We start from the raw sequence: 16955 nt of genomic DNA on the forward strand, positions 1-16955 counted from the left end.
GGGGCATGAAAATCCTCGTCATCGACCCTATGGTCGCAGGGGTTGCAGGGTATATGCTCCCTGCTGCCCTAATCGACCTCCTTGGTGAACCATCGGCTCTCGACCCGCTTGCGGATGTAATCCTGGATCTGGGGCTCTGCCGGGAGTTTGACTACAGCGCTGAGACTCTGAATATCGGCGGGACCAGAGCAACCAGGCTCATGGTCGAGGTTGAAGGGGGGAGATCAGGAGATCTCCCGGATGCGATGGCCACTGCCGCCGGTGCAGCAGGCCTCTCATCGACCGCTTACTCCAGGGCCCTCAGTGTCATGGGTGACCTCGGTCGGTCAGGGTATCCACCGGCGGAGACGGTCTTTTCAGTCGTCGGGACGATGCTCCTCCTCGATAGAGCGGCGTTTCTCGAGGGAACAATCGTCACGACGCCTCCGGTGCTTGGTTGCGGGGTGATCGAAACGGCATACGGCGAGATCCCGGCGCCGTCACCTGCCACCATCGAGATCCTGGCAAGACACCGTTTCCCCTTCACCACCGCGCCCATCGGGATGGAGATGACAACGCCGACGGGGGCGGCGCTGCTCACCGCTCTTGCCGGGCGTGCGATACAACAATACCCGACCATGGTTCCAGTCAGGGTCGGCTACGGCAGCGGCGGCCGTGAGATTCCCGGACGGCCGGACCTGATCAGGGTTGTAGAGGGAGAGAGTCTCCCCGCCGGGGAGGAACACATGCTCATCCTCGAGACAAACCTCGACGACGCCTCGGGGGAGGTGATCGGGTATGCGGTCGAGCGCCTCTTCGCAGAAGGGGCGGTGGACGTCTTTATCACCCCGGCGCTCGGGAAGAAAAACCGGCCCGTCAGTGTCATCTCAGTGATGACAACGGCAGGGGAGGAGGGGAACCTGATCAGGGTTCTAATGGAGGAGACCGGTACTCTGGGGGTGCGGGTGTATGAGTTCCGGAAGGTTGTGGCCGCCCGTCAGAGGGAGACAATGCCAATCCAGGTCGGGGAGACGGAGCGTTCCATCCGGGTTAAGACCTCGACCATAGACGGTCACCTGATCGCCGAGAAACCTGAGTACGAAGATCTTGCAGCAATAGCACGGGAAGAGGGGATCCCTCTCCGGTTTGTGGATGAAGAGGTCAGACTGCGCTTATCGGAACGAAGAAGAAAGGGCTACGACCCCAGAGGGGGTGCAGGGGGTGGATGCCCGCCCGACCACCCGAACGCGGCGAACTCCGCACGCGACGAGTGAATACCGGCACGTCCCACCGGGACGTGCGACACTCGCATCTACAGTTCTCTCATGTCACCGGGGTATTAGTTCCCCACGTAATTAGATGATCCACGCGATATTTATACGATCCTATTCATATCGCCCATCAACCACCCTTTTCCAGCTCAATCCACTGCATCCGGCCTTCGAAAGATCTCGGAGTGATGGATCTTTCGCACAACCTTAACCACCTATCCCATCGGGGCACTGAGATGATCCATGCTGATCCTCGCGATGCATCTTTTTTATAGGACACGCAAAACAAGAGAACTGTATGCACCGGCGCTACAACATCCTGCTCCTGATCCTCCTGGTAGTCGCCACCATTGCCAGCGGGTGCATGACACCTGGTGAGGAGAGCGAGGAGACGCAACCGACCCCAACCGCAACCGCTGCTACTCCACCAGATGAGACGCAGCCAGTTGGAGGGAGTCTGCCGGCACCAACACCTCCGGTACCTACCCGCGGGGAGGAGGTCCCTCGGAGTCTGGTATTCGTCGACCCCGCAACATACCGCATCCCGACCCCGACACCCATGCCAACGATGATGAGACCGCCAGACGATCTCCGTGTCTCCAGTAATATGGTTGAGTATGCGGTGGTATCATGCGATTATCCGCCCCGCATTCTCGCCACCGAGGTCTACCATATCCCATTCCCATACTGGGCGATCAAGGTGAGTGCAACACCGATGAATGATTACCCCTGGCTCAAGATTGAGATCAGAGATGCAAACGACCCCAACAGGATGGTTGAGGAACTCCACTACTCGAGGGGCGATATACTATCCAACTTCTCCGTTGATAACAACACCACAGAAAGTGAAGCAAGAAAGTCAGAGGAATTGACCATTCGAGAAGGGTATGGCGACTACTACTTCATCATCCGCTCGGAATCGCTGAAAACCCTCGATATCAGGATCCTTGTCCCGGAGAAGTACCTGGTCTAGGGGGAAGTGACCTCCCCTCCCTCCTCTGCTACACGGAGTTCTGCCTCGTAGTCCCCGATCGCGGCTATGTAATCCCGCCACGCCTCATCGGCACGGGCGAGGTTCTGTTCGGCGGCGGTGTAGTCACGCATCTCGTAGGCGGTCGCCGCCGAAAGCCAGAAGGTGAACGCACGGTTGAGGTTATCGAGCGCCCGCAGGTAGGCGGCCTGTGCCCCTACGTAGGCCTCCGGGACGGTATCGGCCGCAATGATCTGCTGATGGTAGGCTGTCACCGCTCTCCCGTAACTCGCGATGGCCGCAAACTCCCGCACGTAGGCATCGCATTCTGCGAGTGAGAGATCATCTATCGGGGTGCTCATGTGCGCGATGATCCTCGCAGAGACCTGGCCAAGATCTGCTTCTGACGCCGCGATATGGTCGCGGAACACCTCGACCTGCCGCTCTTCGCTGTAACTCACAAACAGCGTCCAGCCAAAAACCAGCAGCAGCATCGCGACTATCACAACCCCGACCGCAAGGAACGCCTTCTTCCGGTCAGGGGCGATCTTCGGGATCTTTATACCTGGAAGCGCGGGTAGAGCCATGCCCCTGGCACCTCACGCTCCCCCCGCCACCGGTAGCCTTGCCGGGCGGATGTAGTGTTCTTTCGGTATGGGGAGGTAGCGGAGCGGGATGATCTCAGGGGTCTCTGTTCTCACGCTCGGGATAGAGATATCCCTGGTATTCCCGATCGGGTAGGGTCTCCCGATGACCGCTGTTGTGTTTTCCGAGACGTTCTCCACCTCAAAATCAGTCCCCTCCACGTAATAGTAATGCTTTCCCTTATACTCAAAGTAACTCGGTGAATAAGTCGCGTAGTAGGGGTTGAACTCATTCATCCGGATACCGAGGGCCATATGATCAGAGTATCTCAGCAGCACGGTATCGTAGCCAAGGGCATCGAGGAGCCCTCCCATCAGTATGGCGGCATCCTCGCAGTCTCCCCTCCCATCGACAAGCATCTCGGCGGGGTATTTGGGATACTCCAAGCCGCCCTTTAGATACATGACATGCGGCGGCAGGGTGCCCTCGATGTAGGAGGCCGCGTTGTCGTCCGTATCGTAGGGGATCTGCTGGACGAAGAAGACAAGGTTCATCAACCGTAAGTAGCCCTCCTCCGGGTTGGCGGTTGGTGGCACGATCCTGCGGGCAAGGTCTTCGAGGATCGGTCTGTCAGCGTCGGCCAGGGCGTACCTTCCCCAGATATGGTAGTCGCTTAGCCGCGGCGTCTCCCGCTGTTCGTGGAACAACGCCTCCGGAATCCGGACAACTGTTGTCTGGACGCCGCCATCGATCGCCGTCCACCGGAAACTCCGCGTATATACAGGACCGTCATCCGGGTATGGTGTCGGTGTCGCTACCGGATCCGGAGGAACGTAGACAGGGGGGTTTCGAACTACCACCGGTTCGGAACCGGAGGGGGTCTGCTCCCCGAGAAACGCGGGTTTCACTACAAATGCGACGACCAGGATTATGATCGCACCTGCAAGAACCGGGACGACGTCCTTCCACTCCATACCCCAGACCCCGGACAGACGGTCTTCCGGTAGTGATTGTTTATAACCGGCGCATAGAAAACGTTAACCCCACGGGGCTGAGGGATTGACCTTTCAGAAAGGTTCAATGACGGGTAGAACGGGGGGGCAGCACCCCCCTCATCAAAGTGCATGCCCTTCAAAGGCTCCTTTCAGACGCATCCCGGCCGCTGTGCGTCGCCGACTCCAGATCACTTCTTTTCGGGCGCCGGACCCGGCGGACATACCCCCCCAAGCCCTGCCATCTGCCCCCGCGACCCGACCGCAAACCTGCAGACGGTAGGGTAGTACCTGGTAACGTACTCCTTGAGCATCCGGAGGGCGCAGTACTGCGGCGCGATGCTTTTCATCGATTCTTTCATCATCTTGACCCACCTGTGCGGAACGTCGTCCATCGTCCGCGAGTAGTAGAGCGGGGCGATCTCGTTCTCGATCAGGTCATAGATCATCGCCGCGTCCTCACGGTTATCTCCGGACGCGGTCGCGCGGCTCTCAAACGCCCAGCCGTTCCAGCCGTTGTAGCCCTCGACCCACCAGCCATCCAGAACCGAGAGGTTCAGCACCCCGTTCATCCCCGCCTTCATTCCGCTCGTGCCGCACGCCTCCATGGGCGGGATGGGTGTGTTTAGCCAGATGTCGACACCCTGAACCATGTAATGTGCAACCTGCTCGTCGTAATCCTCGACGAATGCTATCCTGCCGCCGAACCTTGGATCCTGGGAATAGCGGTAGATCTTCTGGAGGATCCGTTTACCCTGCTCGTCAGCTGGGTGAGCCTTCCCGGCAAAGATGAACTGCACCGGCCTCCAGCGATTATTCACAATCCTTTCAAGCCGGTCAGGGTCCGTGAAGATGAGATCCGCGCGCTTATACTCGGCAAACCGGCGGGCAAACCCGATCGTAAGCGCCGCGGTGTCAAGCATGAGCCCCTCAGCCGCGAGGTTAGCGGGTTCGTCCCGGTGTCCTGCCCACTTGAGGCGTTTCCGCTCTCTTATACGGGCAAAGAGTTTCATCTTCAGCCACTGGTGTTCACGCCAGAGGTCTTCATCCGGGATCTCGTCGACAACCTCCCAGATGATCGGATTGTCGTAGTTCTCCCGCCAGTCGGGGTAGACTGGATCCACATACTTGTCAAAGAGCGATTCGATCCGGTGGTTCAGCCAGGTCGGGAGGTGAACACCGTTCGTGATGTAATCGATCGGGACCTGTTCAACCGGTAGATCCGGCCAGAGGGGCTGCCACATCTCCCTTGCAACCTCGCCATGACGCCGGGAGACGGCGTTGTGGAACTGGCTCATCCGGAGCGCAAACGCCGTCATGTTGAAACCTGCTCCAGGCTGACATGGGTCTCTCCCTAACGCCATGAAATCACCCCAGGATAATCCGAGCGACTCAGAATAACCGCGGAAATACTTCGCCATCAGACTGTCTGGAAATACATCATGGGCAGCAGCGACAGGGGTATGGGTTGTGAAGAGTGAGGTGTCCCGGACCTGTTCACGTGCCTCTTCAAACGACATGCCAGCTTCGAGCCGCTCCCTGAGCCGTTCGAGGAGGGCGAATGCAGAGTGCCCCTCGTTTAAGTGCATCGCCGAATACTCCGCACCCAGCGTGTGGAGGACCTTTCGCCCACCGAGTCCGAGCACCAGTTCCTGCCGGAGGCGTTGCTCCAGATCGCTGGTATAAAGCCTGGATGATATGCTACGGTTCTCAGGCACGTTCTTGTCGATATGGGTATCGAGGAGGTAGAGAGGGACCCGCCCTACCTGTACCTTCCAGACGGCGACGTAGATCGGCGGATCAATCAGGGGAACCTGCACCACAACCTGCTTACCGTCATCATCGAGCACCCGGAGAACCGGGGCGGCATCACGGTCCAGGATCTCGGCGACGTTCCTCTGCCAGCCGTCCGCCTCGATGTGCTGGTGGAGATACCCCTCCGCATACATGAACCCGGCGGCTACCGTCGGGACGCCGAGATCGCTCGACGCCTTTATGTGGTCGCCAGCCAGGACGCCGAGCCCCCCCGCGTAGAACGGCAGCGACTGATGCAGTCCGAACTCACTTGAGAAATAGGCGATCGTGAGGGGCTCCCGCAGAGGGTAGTGTTGTGCAAACCAGCTTGTCCCTGGAGTCATGTACTCCCGAAACCGGTTCAGTATGATATCGTAGCGGCGGAGGAATTCAGGTGTCGCCGCGGCCCGTTCAAGGAAACTCGGCGGGGTATCCAGGAGCATCCTGACCGGGTTGTGACGGCTCATCTTCCATTCCGCCCGGTTCAACATCTTGAATAACACGCTGGCCGAGGAGTGCCAGCTCCACCAGAGGTTGTAGGCGAGGTCGACAAGACCGAAGATTCGCTCCGGGACATGGGCGAACCGGTCATAGGGTATCTCCGTCTTCATCTCGTGAGGCATTGCGTGTTGCACCTGATAAGATCTTCTGTCTGTGAGACCGGCGCGCATGGATAAAGAGCCGCTAAAAATCGTCTGACTTGTGAAGCGCCTGGAATGAATGGTACCATCAGAGAGCGGAAAGGTATTGGAAGATTTATAGATATCTCCACCAGAAGTTCTTTTCACTGAAAAGCCAGGTGGTGCACAATTGAGCATGCGGAATATGATCGAGGCAGAGAACCTCACCAAGGATTACGGTAACACCGTAGCTGTGAACAGCGTCTCGCTCTCCGTTGTGGAGGGGGAACTCTTCGGGCTTCTCGGGCCGAACGGTTCGGGGAAGACGACAATGATCCGGATGCTGACCGGGCAGATAAAGCCGACATCCGGTTCGGCCAGAGTGATGGGGATCGATGTGACGAAATATCCAGTAGAGATCAGGAGACTGGTCGGGATCATCCCCGAGCAGGAGACTCCGCCGAGTTTCCTCACCGCGGAGGAGTACCTCCATTTCGTCGCCCGCATCCGCAACCTGGATTCAATCGAGGAGCGGTGTGATCGCTGGTTTGACCTGCTGGAGTTCGGGGATAAGCGTGACGTCCTGTGCAAGGACCTCTCGCGGGGAACCAGGCAGAAACTGATGTTTGCGCAGGCCTTCCTCCACGAACCGCCGCTCGCCCTCATCGACGAGCCTCTGATCAACCTTGACCCGATCATGCAGCGGACGGTAAAGGACTTCCTGCGGCGTTACGTCCAGGACGGGGGGACGATCTTCTTCTCCACCCATATCCTCGAGATCGCCGAAGAGATCTGCGACCGTGTCGGGATCATCCACAACGGCAAGCTCCTCCAGACCGGTCGTGTCGACGAGATCACGGCGTCTGGAGGCAGGAGCCTGGAAGACTTCTTCCTTGAACTGGTTCGGGGTGGTGCCGGTGCATGAACTCTTTGTCGCGATGATGAAGGAAGAATGGCGGATCCACTCGACGATCTTCGGGAACCTGGGGTTTGCGCTCTTTCCAGCGGTGGTTGCGGTCTTTGCATTCCTGGGGTCGCTCACCCTCCCGATCTTTGCAGACGTTCTCCCCTATGACGCCGTCGCGCTCCTTGCGCACATTGTCTTCCTGCTAATGGGCGTGATGGTGGGATCGTTTGGCCTCATGGGCCGGGAGTTTATGAACCGCAGGTTCGGGCAGGCCAGTCTGGTTGCCTACGCATCCCGGAGCCTGCCAGTCTCGGATAAACGGATATTCGCTGCTTTCCTGGCGAAAGACACGTTATACTACATCCTGCTCTACGTCCTTCCGTTCTCGATCGGGTTTGCAGCAGCGACACCGTTCATCTCGCTAGACCCCGGCTACGCTATCCTGGCATTTCTCTCGCTCGCGCTTGCCTTCCTCCTCGGTCTCGCTCTCGTCTGTCTCCTCTCAACGCTCTATGCACGCTCTGTTGCAATCCTGGCCGGAACGGTGGCGGTGCTCACCGTAGTGGGGGTGGCAGCCTCGCGGTTCGGGGTGCCCCTCCTCCCGCCATACGCCTTTTTCCTCGATCCGGCACCGGAACCGCTCATTCTCTCTCTGATCCTCATCCTGGTTCCAGCAGCCATATCGGTGCTCTTTGTCACAGTGGAGTACCCGGACCGGACAAAACGTTTCAGAAACCGGTTTGAACCCATGGCTGAAGACCTGAACGGCCTTGGAAGCGCGCACTTCATCGCAAAGGACGTTCTCGACCTCATCAGGAGCGAGGGGGGCGTCGGGAAGGTGGTCTTCTCGTTCCTCCTCCCGCTCGCCCTGATCTGGGTCTGCCTCCAGGTACTGATCCGGTTCATCCCGGGGATCGATCCCCTGGTGGTCTTTGCCGTTCTGCTCGGGGTGTTATCGGCCACCATCTACAACTGGCTGACCGAGTTTGACTCTTTAACGTCCTACGCCTTCCTTCCGGTGGAGGTCCGCGAGGTGATCGATGCAAAACTGAAGACCTACGCCCTTGCAAACCTGCTCCCGCTGGCGGTGCTCGTGATCGCAGCGGCGACAACGAGATGGACGGCGGCATTCCTTCCCGCCCTCGCTACATTCGTCTCGGTCTCGGCGTACACCCTGGCGGTGACGGTCTATCTCTGTGGACTCCACCCGAACGTGATGCTCTACTCCGCCGGCGTCTTCCTCCGTTACATCCTTGCTATAAGCCCGGCACTGCTGCTCCTGATCTTCGCCTCGATCCTCGACCCCTCATACGCGTTTGCAGCCCTCATCCTCATACCGGCAGCGGCGCTACTCCTCTCCAGAGCGCGGAAAAAGTGGCAGACCTGGGACATGCCAGGATCATGATATCTTTTATCCTGCCACGCTTGATATGCCCGATCTCGGGAGAGGAGGATCCTGCTCGAGCGCGCCAGCGGTTGATCCCCGACGTCGCGAAACGCCCGTGCGACGTTGCCGCTGCCTGTGGGAACGCCCAAAACCATGCTTTCTGAAGAGAGCGAGAAGCACCCGTCCGGGTCGACCGACCTCGCCATCGTTCTTGAACTCCTCGACGTCCCCACACCTTATGGGCGGCACAGTGGTGTGCGGCATTCCGGTATGCATCCCTATGACGACCCCGCGAAAATGGGGCCGAGGCCATCCGGCCCTTCGACCAGGGATAGGTGGGCGTAGAACCGCGATCGCCGGACTCCGAACACGGCAAGCGCCCGGCGATTCGGCGGTCACGTTGTAGCCCCCTTCCTGCATAATCGTCCCGGTGCGCCTCCATAAACCCCCTGATCCCGGCGACAGGGCCTGTATGGCGGGTATATCCTGCGGTGTGCCTCCTCTGCCTCGGCCAGACTCCCGCGGGGCAGGACATCGGTGTATGCCACCAGGTAGAGAAGTCCGATCGCCGCCGAGCGGGATACCCCGAACCCGCAGTGGACAAGCACCGGCCGCCCTTCCTGGAGGCAACGGTGAACGAAATCCAGGGCGGCGTCGATCGCCTCCTTCGGTATATCGGCGGGATTCCGGGAGTCGACCAGGTTGAGCATCAGGCGGTTTCCCCGGCGGGCAACCAGGTGTTCGAGGTGGTCAGGAGGCACCGTGCCGAGCGGGGAATGGGTGACTGCCAGGCAATGATAGGGGTTCGGGTAGATCTCGATCATTCTTCTCTCCCCGAACACTCAGAGCGCCTCAAGCGCGTATACCGCTGCTCCAAAGAGCGGTGCCCTGCCCCCCAACGTGGAGACGACAAGTTCAGGAAGAGGGAGGTAACGGTCGATGTGCGGTTCCATGTAGCGGATCACGATATCCCCATGGTAACGTGCGAGCGGGCCGTCAAACACGATTATCTCAGGGTTGTAGGCGACGATGACCGCAGAGACTCCACGGGCGTTAACCTCGCCGAGAGCCTCCATGAAAGCAAGGGCAACCGCGTCCTCCTCCCTGGCCGCCGCAAATATCGCCCGCGTAGAGGAGGCGTCGAAACCAACCCGCCGGAGATCTACCGCCTCCCTCCAGGCCGCAAAGAACGCAGGTATATTCTTTGCGGAGGCGTAGGCCTCCCAGTGGCCGGCAAACCCGCACCCACAGATCAGGTTATAGCGGGTATCGACGGGTATATGTCCGATCTCCCCGGCGTTCCCGCCCATCCCGAGGATGAGGGATCCGTTCACCACAGCACCGCCACCGATGCCGGTCGAGAGGGTGATATAGACGACGTTCTCAGACCCCCTGGCGGCACCCGCCCACCGTTCGCCCAGGACACCGGCCCGTGCGTCGTTGATAAGGGTGACGGGTAACCCGAACCGCTTCCTGAGCGGCTCGACTACCTCGACGAGAGGGAAGGCGATGTTCGGCGAGTTGACGATCCGTCCGTGAACGGTGTCCAGCGGGCCTGCCGATGCAACACCGATGGCCAGAACATCCTTCCCCTCCGGCAACGCGAGGAGATTCTCCACCAGCGCCGTGATCGCGTCGGTGATCACCTCACCTGAAAGCCCGGCCACCGGCGTTGGAGCGGTTTCGTGGGCAAGGATCTCCGCATCGGAGTCCACCAGGGCGGCGCGCAGGTTGGTTCCGCCGAGGTCAACGGCAATCACGGTCGTCACGGGGTTTTCAACTCCTCTCGATGAGTCTGCTACACTTTTCGCATTACGCGAACAACCGGCATAAACCTTACTTCAGGCCTGCCGAGGATGATTTGAGGCGTTCCAGACGGCCCGGCAACGAGGGAATAGGGCGGATACCTTTTCCGTCAGGCTCTTAACACTGCGAAGAGATCATTCGAGATGGAGATACCCAATGGCACGAAGAGACGTAACACTGGACGAAGCAAAGGCGATGGGCGAACGCCTCGGCATCACATGGGACGAGTTCGACGTAGAGGAGTTCCGGCGGGGGATGGTAGTTGAACTCGAGCACGGTCTCCACGACCCGGTGACAAACGTCACCAACGACGACCTCCTGACGACGGCAAAGATCGCGCTCGCACACTTAAACGAGTTCCCGGACTACTACGAGAGACTCGAAGAGATGGAGGAGGAGGCGGAGGCCTACTGGGCTGAGAAAAAGGCAAACCGTTAGATCCGGGGGATATACCGCGGATGCGCAACATCTATCACCTTTTCGCCGATAACAACTAAAAGATGAATCGAGGCTCGAAGGCAGAGTGGATCCGTATACGGCAGCGGCGGGTAATCGACGGGCAGGACTACTACGCCGACAGGCTCTATGAGACCCAGCAGGCCGCATGGGCCTACGCCAGGCAACTGGAGATGCGGGGTGCTAAAGACGTCCGTGTCTTTAGAACCGCCACCGAAGGTGGTTACCACGGTTACGCCGCTTTCGTCAGACGGGGGCCGTAAAGCCACCTGCGCCACAGTGGTTCGTCAGGCGGCGGTCAATCCAGCGAAAGGACCTGGTTTGAAGATAGGAGCAGCCTTTTGAGTCAGGAGTGAAAGAGCGAGGATGTGAACCCACCCTGTCCACATTCCCCCACACCTCTTCGAACAGCAGTGTGATACATCTTCAGGATGGCAGGAGTGCACTGATTGAACCGGCAGGATCAGGCCATCCTTGATCCACCAGAAACCGAAGACCCCACACTTTCCATCAGAAGTGTCCCGCCTTCTTCCTCGCGGAAGAGCAACCTTTATTAATTCTTGTTCTGTATTCCCTCTTGCATGATCAAAGTCGCTATCAACGGTTACGGCACCATCGGCAAACGGGTCGCCGATGCAGTCGCCGCACAACCCGATATGGAGGTTATCGGGGTCTCCAAGACCAGCGTCTCCGCCGAGGCATACATCGCAAAAGAGCGTGGTTACCCTCTCTACGTCGCAGACCTCAGCAGGAAACCGGCATTCGAGAAGGCCGGTCTTGATGTGGCCGGAAATGTCGAGGCCATGATCGGGGCCGCCGATATCGTTGTGGACGCCACTCCTGGAGGAGTCGGAGCGAAGAATCGGCCGATCTATGAACGTCTCGGCAAAAAGGCGATCTTCCAGGGTGGCGAGGAACACGAGGTCGCCGGGTTCTCCTTCAACGCCCACGCAAACTACGGGGAGGCCAGAGGAAAACAGTTTGCCAGGGTTGTCTCGTGCAACTCCACCGGGCTCATACGGCTCATCCACGCCCTGGATCAGGCCTTCGGTGTCGAGCGCGTCCGGGCGGTGATGGTTCGGAGGGCTGCTGACCCTGACGATGTGAAACGGGGACCTGTTGATGCCATAGTTCTCAACCCGGCAACCATCCCGAGCCATCACGGTCCCGACGTTAAGACCGTCCTGCCGCACATCGATATAGTCACCCTGGCGATGATCGTCCCCACGACGTTTATGCACATGCACATGGTACAGATGGACCTCAAATCCGCGACCACGCGAGAAGAGGTACTGAAGGTCTTTGAGGGACACAACCGGATCGGGATCGTCCGCAAGACAACCGGGATCACGAGCAACGCCCAGCTCCGGGAGTACACCCAGGACCTTGGCCGGCCAAGAACCGACCTCTGGGAGAACGGCGTCTTTGAGGAGTCGGTCGCCGTTCTGAACGGGAAAGAGTTCTACTGCTTCCAGGCGATCCACCAGGAGGCCGATGTCGTCCCCGAGAACATCGATTGCATCCGTGCGATGCTCGGAACGGTGAAGGATCCAGAAGAGTCCATCCGGATGACAAACGAGGCGCTCGGTCTCGTTCCCATCGGCTGAACAGCAGAACCCGGGGAGAGAAGAAGGATTAACTCCACGGCAAACCAATCTTTTTTAATGGATCCATACGAACTGGCGACCCGTAACACTGTTGAGGTCGTAACCGAGGAGGAACTTCGTGCGCTCCTCGACCGCCCGGCAAAACAGGTCTACACCGGCTACGAACCAAGCGGGGAGATTCACCTCGGCCACATGGTGACGGTGAACAAACTGATGGACCTGCAGCAGGCGGGGTTCGAGGTAACCGTGCTTATAGCCGACCTCCATGCGTTCCTGAACCGCAAGGGGACGATGGAGGAGATCCGGGAGATAGCCGAGTACAACCGCCGATGCTTTGAGGGTCTCGGACTTTCAGGCGCAAGATACGTCCTGGGCTCGGCGGTGCAGTTGACACCGGACTACGAACTTGCCGTCCTCGAACTCTCCCAGAGGGTCACCCTTAACCGCGCAAAGAGGAGCATGGACGAGGTCGGGCGGCAGATGGAGAACCCGATGGTCTCCCAGATGATCTACCCGATCATGCAGATGGTCGATATAGCGACCCTGGGGGTGGACACCGCCGTGGGCGGGATCGATCAGCGGAAGATCCACATGCTAGCGCGGGAGCACCTACCAGCGATCGGGTATCCGGCACCCGTATGTATCCATACACCGATCATAAGCGGCCTTGATGGGAAGAAGATGTCATCATCGGCCGGGAACGTGATATCGGTCGCCGACTCCGAGGAGGAGATTCGGCGGAAGATGAAGAAAGCGTTCTGCCCGCCCGAGATCGAGAACAACCCGGTGCTTGAGATCCTGCGCTACCACGTCTTCCCGCGGAGCGGGAGGGTCACCATCCAGCGGCCAGCGAAGTTCGGCGGCGATCGGGAGTTTGCCACCTACGAAGACCTCGAACGCGCCTACGCCGCCGCGGAGATCCATCCCCTGGACCTCAAGACGGCCGCCGCCAACCACCTCATAGAGATCCTCGCCCCCGTGCACGATTACGTCTGTAACAGGTGATCCGGCCGTGAGCCGCAACGAAGAGTTTGAACGGTTCGACCGCGAGATCGCGGAGATGGGCGTCAAAATAAAAGACGCAGACTCACTGAAGGTACGGGACGACGTCTTCGACGAGGTCACCCTGATCGCGCTCTACAAACTCGTCCACAGGAAGTTGATCTCGGCCATCGGCGGGCCGATCAGCACAGGGAAGGAGGCAAACGTCTTCTATGGCGAACGTGACGGTCAGGGGATAGCGATCAAGATCTACCGGATCCAGACAGGGAATTTCAAGGCGATGACCGATTACCTTGCAGGAGACCGCCGGTTTTCCAGCGTGCGAGGGACACGCAAGGGTATAATCTTCGCCTGGACGAAGAAGGAGTTCAGCAACCTTGCCAGGGCACACGAAGCCGGGGTTCCGACCCCGGAACCGCTGGCGTTCGACCGAAACATACTCCTGATGGAGTTCCTCGGCGAAGACGAGATACCATACCCGCAACTCCGGAACGCTGAGGTCGGTGATTACGGGGCGGTCTACAACGAGATACTCGGGTATGTGGATCGACTATACAGAGAGGCCCGCCTGGTTCACGCCGACCTCTCCGAATACAATATCCTGTACCACGTGAAACCATACCTGATCGATATGGGGCAGGCGGTAACCCTGGATCACCCGCAGGCGCACACGTTTCTGGTCAGAGATATCAGAAACCTGAATCGCTACTTCTCCCGCTACTGTGATGTGCGGGATGAAGGGGAGATCATCGCGACATTGGTCGGTAGAGAAGAGGTGTGAAGACCTGAGGACGGATTGATACCATGGCAACACAGGAGATAAAAGTTTCAACATCAAGGATCGGTGCGCTCATCGGCAAGGGGGGGTCCACGAAACGTGAGATAGAGGAGAGAACCGGAATAACACTCCTGATCGACAGCGAGGAGGGGTTGGTGAAGATCGAGGGGGATGACCCGGTCGGGGTAATGACGGCAACGAACGTTGTCGCCGCGATCGGCCGGGGCTTCTCACCTGAGCGCGCATTCAAGCTCCTCGACGATGAAGATATGATCCTCGATCTCATCGACCTCACTGACATGGCGGAAACAACCCGACACCTCGAACGGTTGCGGGGCCGGATCATAGGGAAGTCTGGCACCTCCCGCGCCCAGATCGAGGATATGACCGGGACAGAGATCTCGGTCTACGGCAAGACGGTGGCGATTATCGGGCCTCCAGAACAGGTTGAGATCGCGAGGAAAGCGGTGGAGATGCTGATCCAGGGCGTGCCTCACGAGAATGTCTATAATTTCCTCGATCGGAAGAAGAAGGAAGCCCGGCAGGCGATGCTGGAGTACTACTCATGATGATGGGGTGTGGATGACCCGTCTCCGTCCGGGGTTGTAACGATACGGGAAATTATACCGTTTGCAGTGGAAATGAAGGGGTACACATGGAGATAGCCGACCTCCCTCTCCCGGGGCAACTTGCGGCCATTTACATCGAACGCGGGATCAGGGAGTTATACCCGCCGCAGGCGGCCTGCGTCGAGGCAGGGCTTTTTTCGGGCAAAAATCTCCTCATCGCCATACCCACGGCAAGCGGCAAGACCCTGGTGGCCGAGATGGCGATGCACCAACAGGTGGCAAAGGGCGGTAAATGCCTCTACATCGTCCCCCTCCGGGCTCTGGCAAGCGAGAAGTTTGAGGAGTTCTCGGGTAAAGGGCTCCGGGTCAGTATTGCCACAGGGGACTTCGATCGGCGGGACGAGTATCTGGGGCGAAACGATATCATAGTTGCAACAAGCGAGAAGGTCGACTCACTACTGCGGAATCAAACGCCGTGGCTCTCCGAGATCAGCCTCCTGGTTCTTGACGAGGTTCACCTGATCGACGACCCGTCCAGGGGAGCTACGCTCGAGATGGTTATTACAAAACTCCGGCACAAAAACCCGGGGATGCAGATCATCGCCCTCTCAGCGACCATCGGCAACCCGGAGGCCCTCGCCGGGTGGCTGGATGCGGAACTCGTCGAGAGCGACTGGCGGCCGGTCGACCTCCGGGAGGGGGTCTTCTTTCTTGACTCAATCCAGTTCGCCGACAACACCATCCGCCAGATCGAGCGTCGGAGCAAATACGAAGACCTGGACCTTGTCCTCGACACGGTTGCAGAGGGAGGGCAGTGCCTGGTCTTTGTCAGTTCCCGCAAGAACGCCGAGGCGTTTGCAAAACGTGCCGCATCAGGACTGAAACTTGCAAACCCGATCCTTGCTGGATATGCAGACAGGATCCGCTCTAATGCCACGACCGATATGGGGAGGGCCCTGGCTGCCTGCGTTGCAGCTGGTGCAGCGTTCCATCATGCAGGGCTTGCGCGAGAGGAGCGACAGAGCGTCGAGCAGGGGTTCAGGGAGGGGCATATCAAGGTGATCGCCTCCACCCCGACGCTAGCCGCCGGGCTGAATCTCCCCGCGCGGCGGGTGATCGTCCGCGACTACCTCCGGTTCAACGCCGGCGAGGGGATGGTTCCCATCCCTGTCCGGGAGTACCGGCAGATGGCCGGCCGGGCCGGACGACCGCGCCTGGACCCGTATGGCGAGGCTATCCTGATCGCGAAGTCCGAGGAGATGGTCGACGAACTCTTTGACTGCTACATCGAGGCCCCCCCGGAGGACGTCCGGAGTCGCTGTGCTGATGAGGCTGTCCTCTGCACTCACATACTCTCACTTATCGCGACCGGTTTTGCGCGCGAGCGGGATGAGGTCAAAGGGTTCATGGACGGGACGTTCTACGCACACCAGGGCGAGAACCCTCTCGCATTGAATAGGGTCATCGACCGGGTGCTCGACTTCCTGCTGGAAGTCGAGATGGTCACAGATGTTGGTGGATGGCTCGAGGCCACCGACTATGGTTCTCTCGTCTCACGGCTCTACATCGACCCAAGGAGCGCCGAGTTGATCGTGACGGTGATGACCGGCCAGAAGGACTACACCGATGTTGGGCTTCTGCATCTCCTCTGCTCGACACCGGATATGCCGACGCTCTATGTCAGGCGAAACGATATCCACCTCCTCGACCGGTTCCTGACCGAACATCTGGACGAACTCTGGCTGGAGATACCATGGAACGCCGGGGAAGAGTTCGAGCGGAGCCTCAAGACCGCGCTCCTCCTCGCCGACTGGGTCAACGAGACGGGAGAGGATCTGATCTGCGAACGCTACAACGTTGGCCCGGGGGACATCCACGGAATGGTGGAGAGTGTGACATGGCTGGTCCACGCCGCCAGACGCCTGGCGGGCCTCTTTGCCCCACACCTTGTGCGCCCTATCGAGGAGATGGAGCTCCGCGTCCAGCACGGAGTCAGGAGGGAGCTCCTCCAGCTCATTAGCCTCCGCGGGATCGGCAGGGTCCGCGCCCGGCGACTTTTCAACAACGGGATCGACTCGATCGACGTGCTCCGTGCGGCGGGACCAGAGAAGGTTGGAAAGATCCTCGGAATGGGAATCGCCGCCCGGATCTTCGAACAACTCGAGGGTGGGAGTGAGGAGATCAAGGAGCCGGCTGAAACGCAGTCGACCCTCTCACGGTTCAGGTGAGGGT

The 16955-nt window shown here is 59.2% G+C and carries 17 protein-coding genes; 12 read left to right on the forward strand and 5 right to left on the reverse strand.

The window, feature by feature from the left end:
• Positions 1 to 5 precede the first annotated feature (5 nt).
• Together QMC91_RS04870 and QMC91_RS04875 are read left to right on the forward strand one after the other, a co-directional pair.
• On the forward strand, positions 6 to 1253 hold the full coding sequence (locus tag QMC91_RS04870; RefSeq protein ID WP_300236180.1) for a LarC family nickel insertion protein: 1248 nt from the start codon (positions 6 to 8) through the stop codon (positions 1251 to 1253).
• A gap of 295 nt (positions 1254 to 1548) precedes the next feature.
• The gene (locus tag QMC91_RS04875; RefSeq protein ID WP_300236183.1) at positions 1549 to 2223 is read left to right on the forward strand and encodes a hypothetical protein; all 675 of its coding nucleotides are present in this window, start codon (positions 1549 to 1551) and stop codon (positions 2221 to 2223) included.
• Here QMC91_RS04875 and QMC91_RS04880 read toward each other — a convergent pair.
• The 3 genes from QMC91_RS04880 to glgP all read right to left on the reverse strand — a co-directional run bounded on the left by QMC91_RS04880 (position 2220) and on the right by glgP (position 6202).
• A complete protein-coding gene (locus QMC91_RS04880; protein WP_300236186.1) occupies positions 2220 to 2807 on the reverse strand; it encodes a hypothetical protein in 588 nt (195 codons plus the stop codon). The two genes, QMC91_RS04875 and QMC91_RS04880, sit on opposite strands and share 4 nt — an antisense overlap.
• 12 nt (positions 2808 to 2819) lie before the next feature.
• Positions 2820 to 3779 carry a hypothetical protein gene (locus tag QMC91_RS04885; protein ID WP_300236188.1) on the reverse strand — a complete coding sequence of 320 codons (960 nt, stop codon included), beginning with the start codon at positions 3777 to 3779 and terminating at the stop codon, positions 2820 to 2822.
• A 209-nt stretch (positions 3780 to 3988) separates the two neighbouring features.
• A complete protein-coding gene (gene glgP, locus QMC91_RS04890; protein ID WP_300236191.1) occupies positions 3989 to 6202 on the reverse strand; it encodes an alpha-glucan family phosphorylase in 2214 nt (737 codons plus the stop codon).
• Positions 6203 to 6407: 205 nt separating this feature from the next.
• Between glgP and QMC91_RS04895 the strand changes: the two genes are divergently transcribed.
• From QMC91_RS04895 to QMC91_RS04905, 3 genes are all read left to right on the forward strand, one after another.
• Complete coding sequence (locus QMC91_RS04895; RefSeq protein ID WP_300236277.1) at positions 6408 to 7136, forward strand: ABC transporter ATP-binding protein; 729 nt, start codon at positions 6408 to 6410, stop codon at positions 7134 to 7136.
• Positions 7105 to 8523, forward strand: a complete 1419-nt coding sequence (locus tag QMC91_RS04900) for a hypothetical protein (protein WP_300236194.1) — start codon at positions 7105 to 7107, stop codon at positions 8521 to 8523. Before QMC91_RS04895 ends, QMC91_RS04900 begins: the two co-directional genes overlap by 32 nt.
• A 135-nt stretch (positions 8524 to 8658) precedes the next feature.
• Positions 8659 to 8850, forward strand: coding sequence for a hypothetical protein (locus QMC91_RS04905; RefSeq protein WP_300236197.1), 192 nt, complete (start codon positions 8659 to 8661; stop codon positions 8848 to 8850).
• A 50-nt stretch (positions 8851 to 8900) separates the two neighbouring features.
• On the opposite strand, the gene QMC91_RS04910 is transcribed toward QMC91_RS04905, so the two are convergent.
• Together QMC91_RS04910 and QMC91_RS04915 are read right to left on the reverse strand one after the other, a co-directional pair.
• Positions 8901 to 9329, reverse strand: coding sequence for a dual specificity protein phosphatase (locus QMC91_RS04910; protein WP_300236200.1), 429 nt, complete (start codon positions 9327 to 9329; stop codon positions 8901 to 8903).
• Positions 9330 to 9347: 18 nt separating this feature from the next.
• Positions 9348 to 10274 (reverse strand): ROK family protein, encoded by a 927-nt coding sequence (locus QMC91_RS04915; protein WP_300236202.1) that lies wholly within the window; start codon positions 10272 to 10274, stop codon positions 9348 to 9350.
• A gap of 193 nt (positions 10275 to 10467) precedes the next feature.
• Here QMC91_RS04915 and QMC91_RS04920 point away from each other — a divergent pair, with 193 nt between their 5' ends.
• The 7 genes from QMC91_RS04920 (at position 10468) to QMC91_RS04950 (ending at position 16951) form a co-directional block, all read left to right on the forward strand.
• Positions 10468 to 10749 carry a DUF5661 family protein gene (locus QMC91_RS04920; RefSeq protein ID WP_300236205.1) on the forward strand — a complete coding sequence of 94 codons (282 nt, stop codon included), beginning with the start codon at positions 10468 to 10470 and terminating at the stop codon, positions 10747 to 10749.
• A gap of 62 nt (positions 10750 to 10811) precedes the next feature.
• The gene (locus tag QMC91_RS04925) at positions 10812 to 11030 is read left to right on the forward strand and encodes a hypothetical protein (protein WP_300236207.1); all 219 of its coding nucleotides are present in this window, start codon (positions 10812 to 10814) and stop codon (positions 11028 to 11030) included.
• Between the two features lie 318 nt (positions 11031 to 11348).
• Complete coding sequence (locus tag QMC91_RS04930; RefSeq protein WP_300236210.1) at positions 11349 to 12374, forward strand: type II glyceraldehyde-3-phosphate dehydrogenase; 1026 nt, start codon at positions 11349 to 11351, stop codon at positions 12372 to 12374.
• 57 nt (positions 12375 to 12431) lie between these two features.
• Positions 12432 to 13379 carry a tyrosine--tRNA ligase gene (locus QMC91_RS04935; RefSeq protein WP_300236213.1) on the forward strand — a complete coding sequence of 316 codons (948 nt, stop codon included), beginning with the start codon at positions 12432 to 12434 and terminating at the stop codon, positions 13377 to 13379.
• A 7-nt stretch (positions 13380 to 13386) separates the two neighbouring features.
• Positions 13387 to 14157 (forward strand): serine protein kinase RIO, encoded by a 771-nt coding sequence (locus tag QMC91_RS04940; protein WP_300236216.1) that lies wholly within the window; start codon positions 13387 to 13389, stop codon positions 14155 to 14157.
• A gap of 23 nt (positions 14158 to 14180) precedes the next feature.
• Positions 14181 to 14723 (forward strand): KH domain-containing protein, encoded by a 543-nt coding sequence (locus tag QMC91_RS04945; protein ID WP_300236219.1) that lies wholly within the window; start codon positions 14181 to 14183, stop codon positions 14721 to 14723.
• 86 nt (positions 14724 to 14809) lie between these two features.
• Positions 14810 to 16951 (forward strand): ATP-dependent DNA helicase, encoded by a 2142-nt coding sequence (locus QMC91_RS04950; RefSeq protein ID WP_300236222.1) that lies wholly within the window; start codon positions 14810 to 14812, stop codon positions 16949 to 16951.
• Positions 16952 to 16955: the final 4 nt, after the last annotated feature.

This window comes from Methanoculleus sp. (assembly GCF_030019085.1).
Lineage (GTDB): Archaea > Halobacteriota > Methanomicrobia > Methanomicrobiales > Methanoculleaceae > Methanoculleus.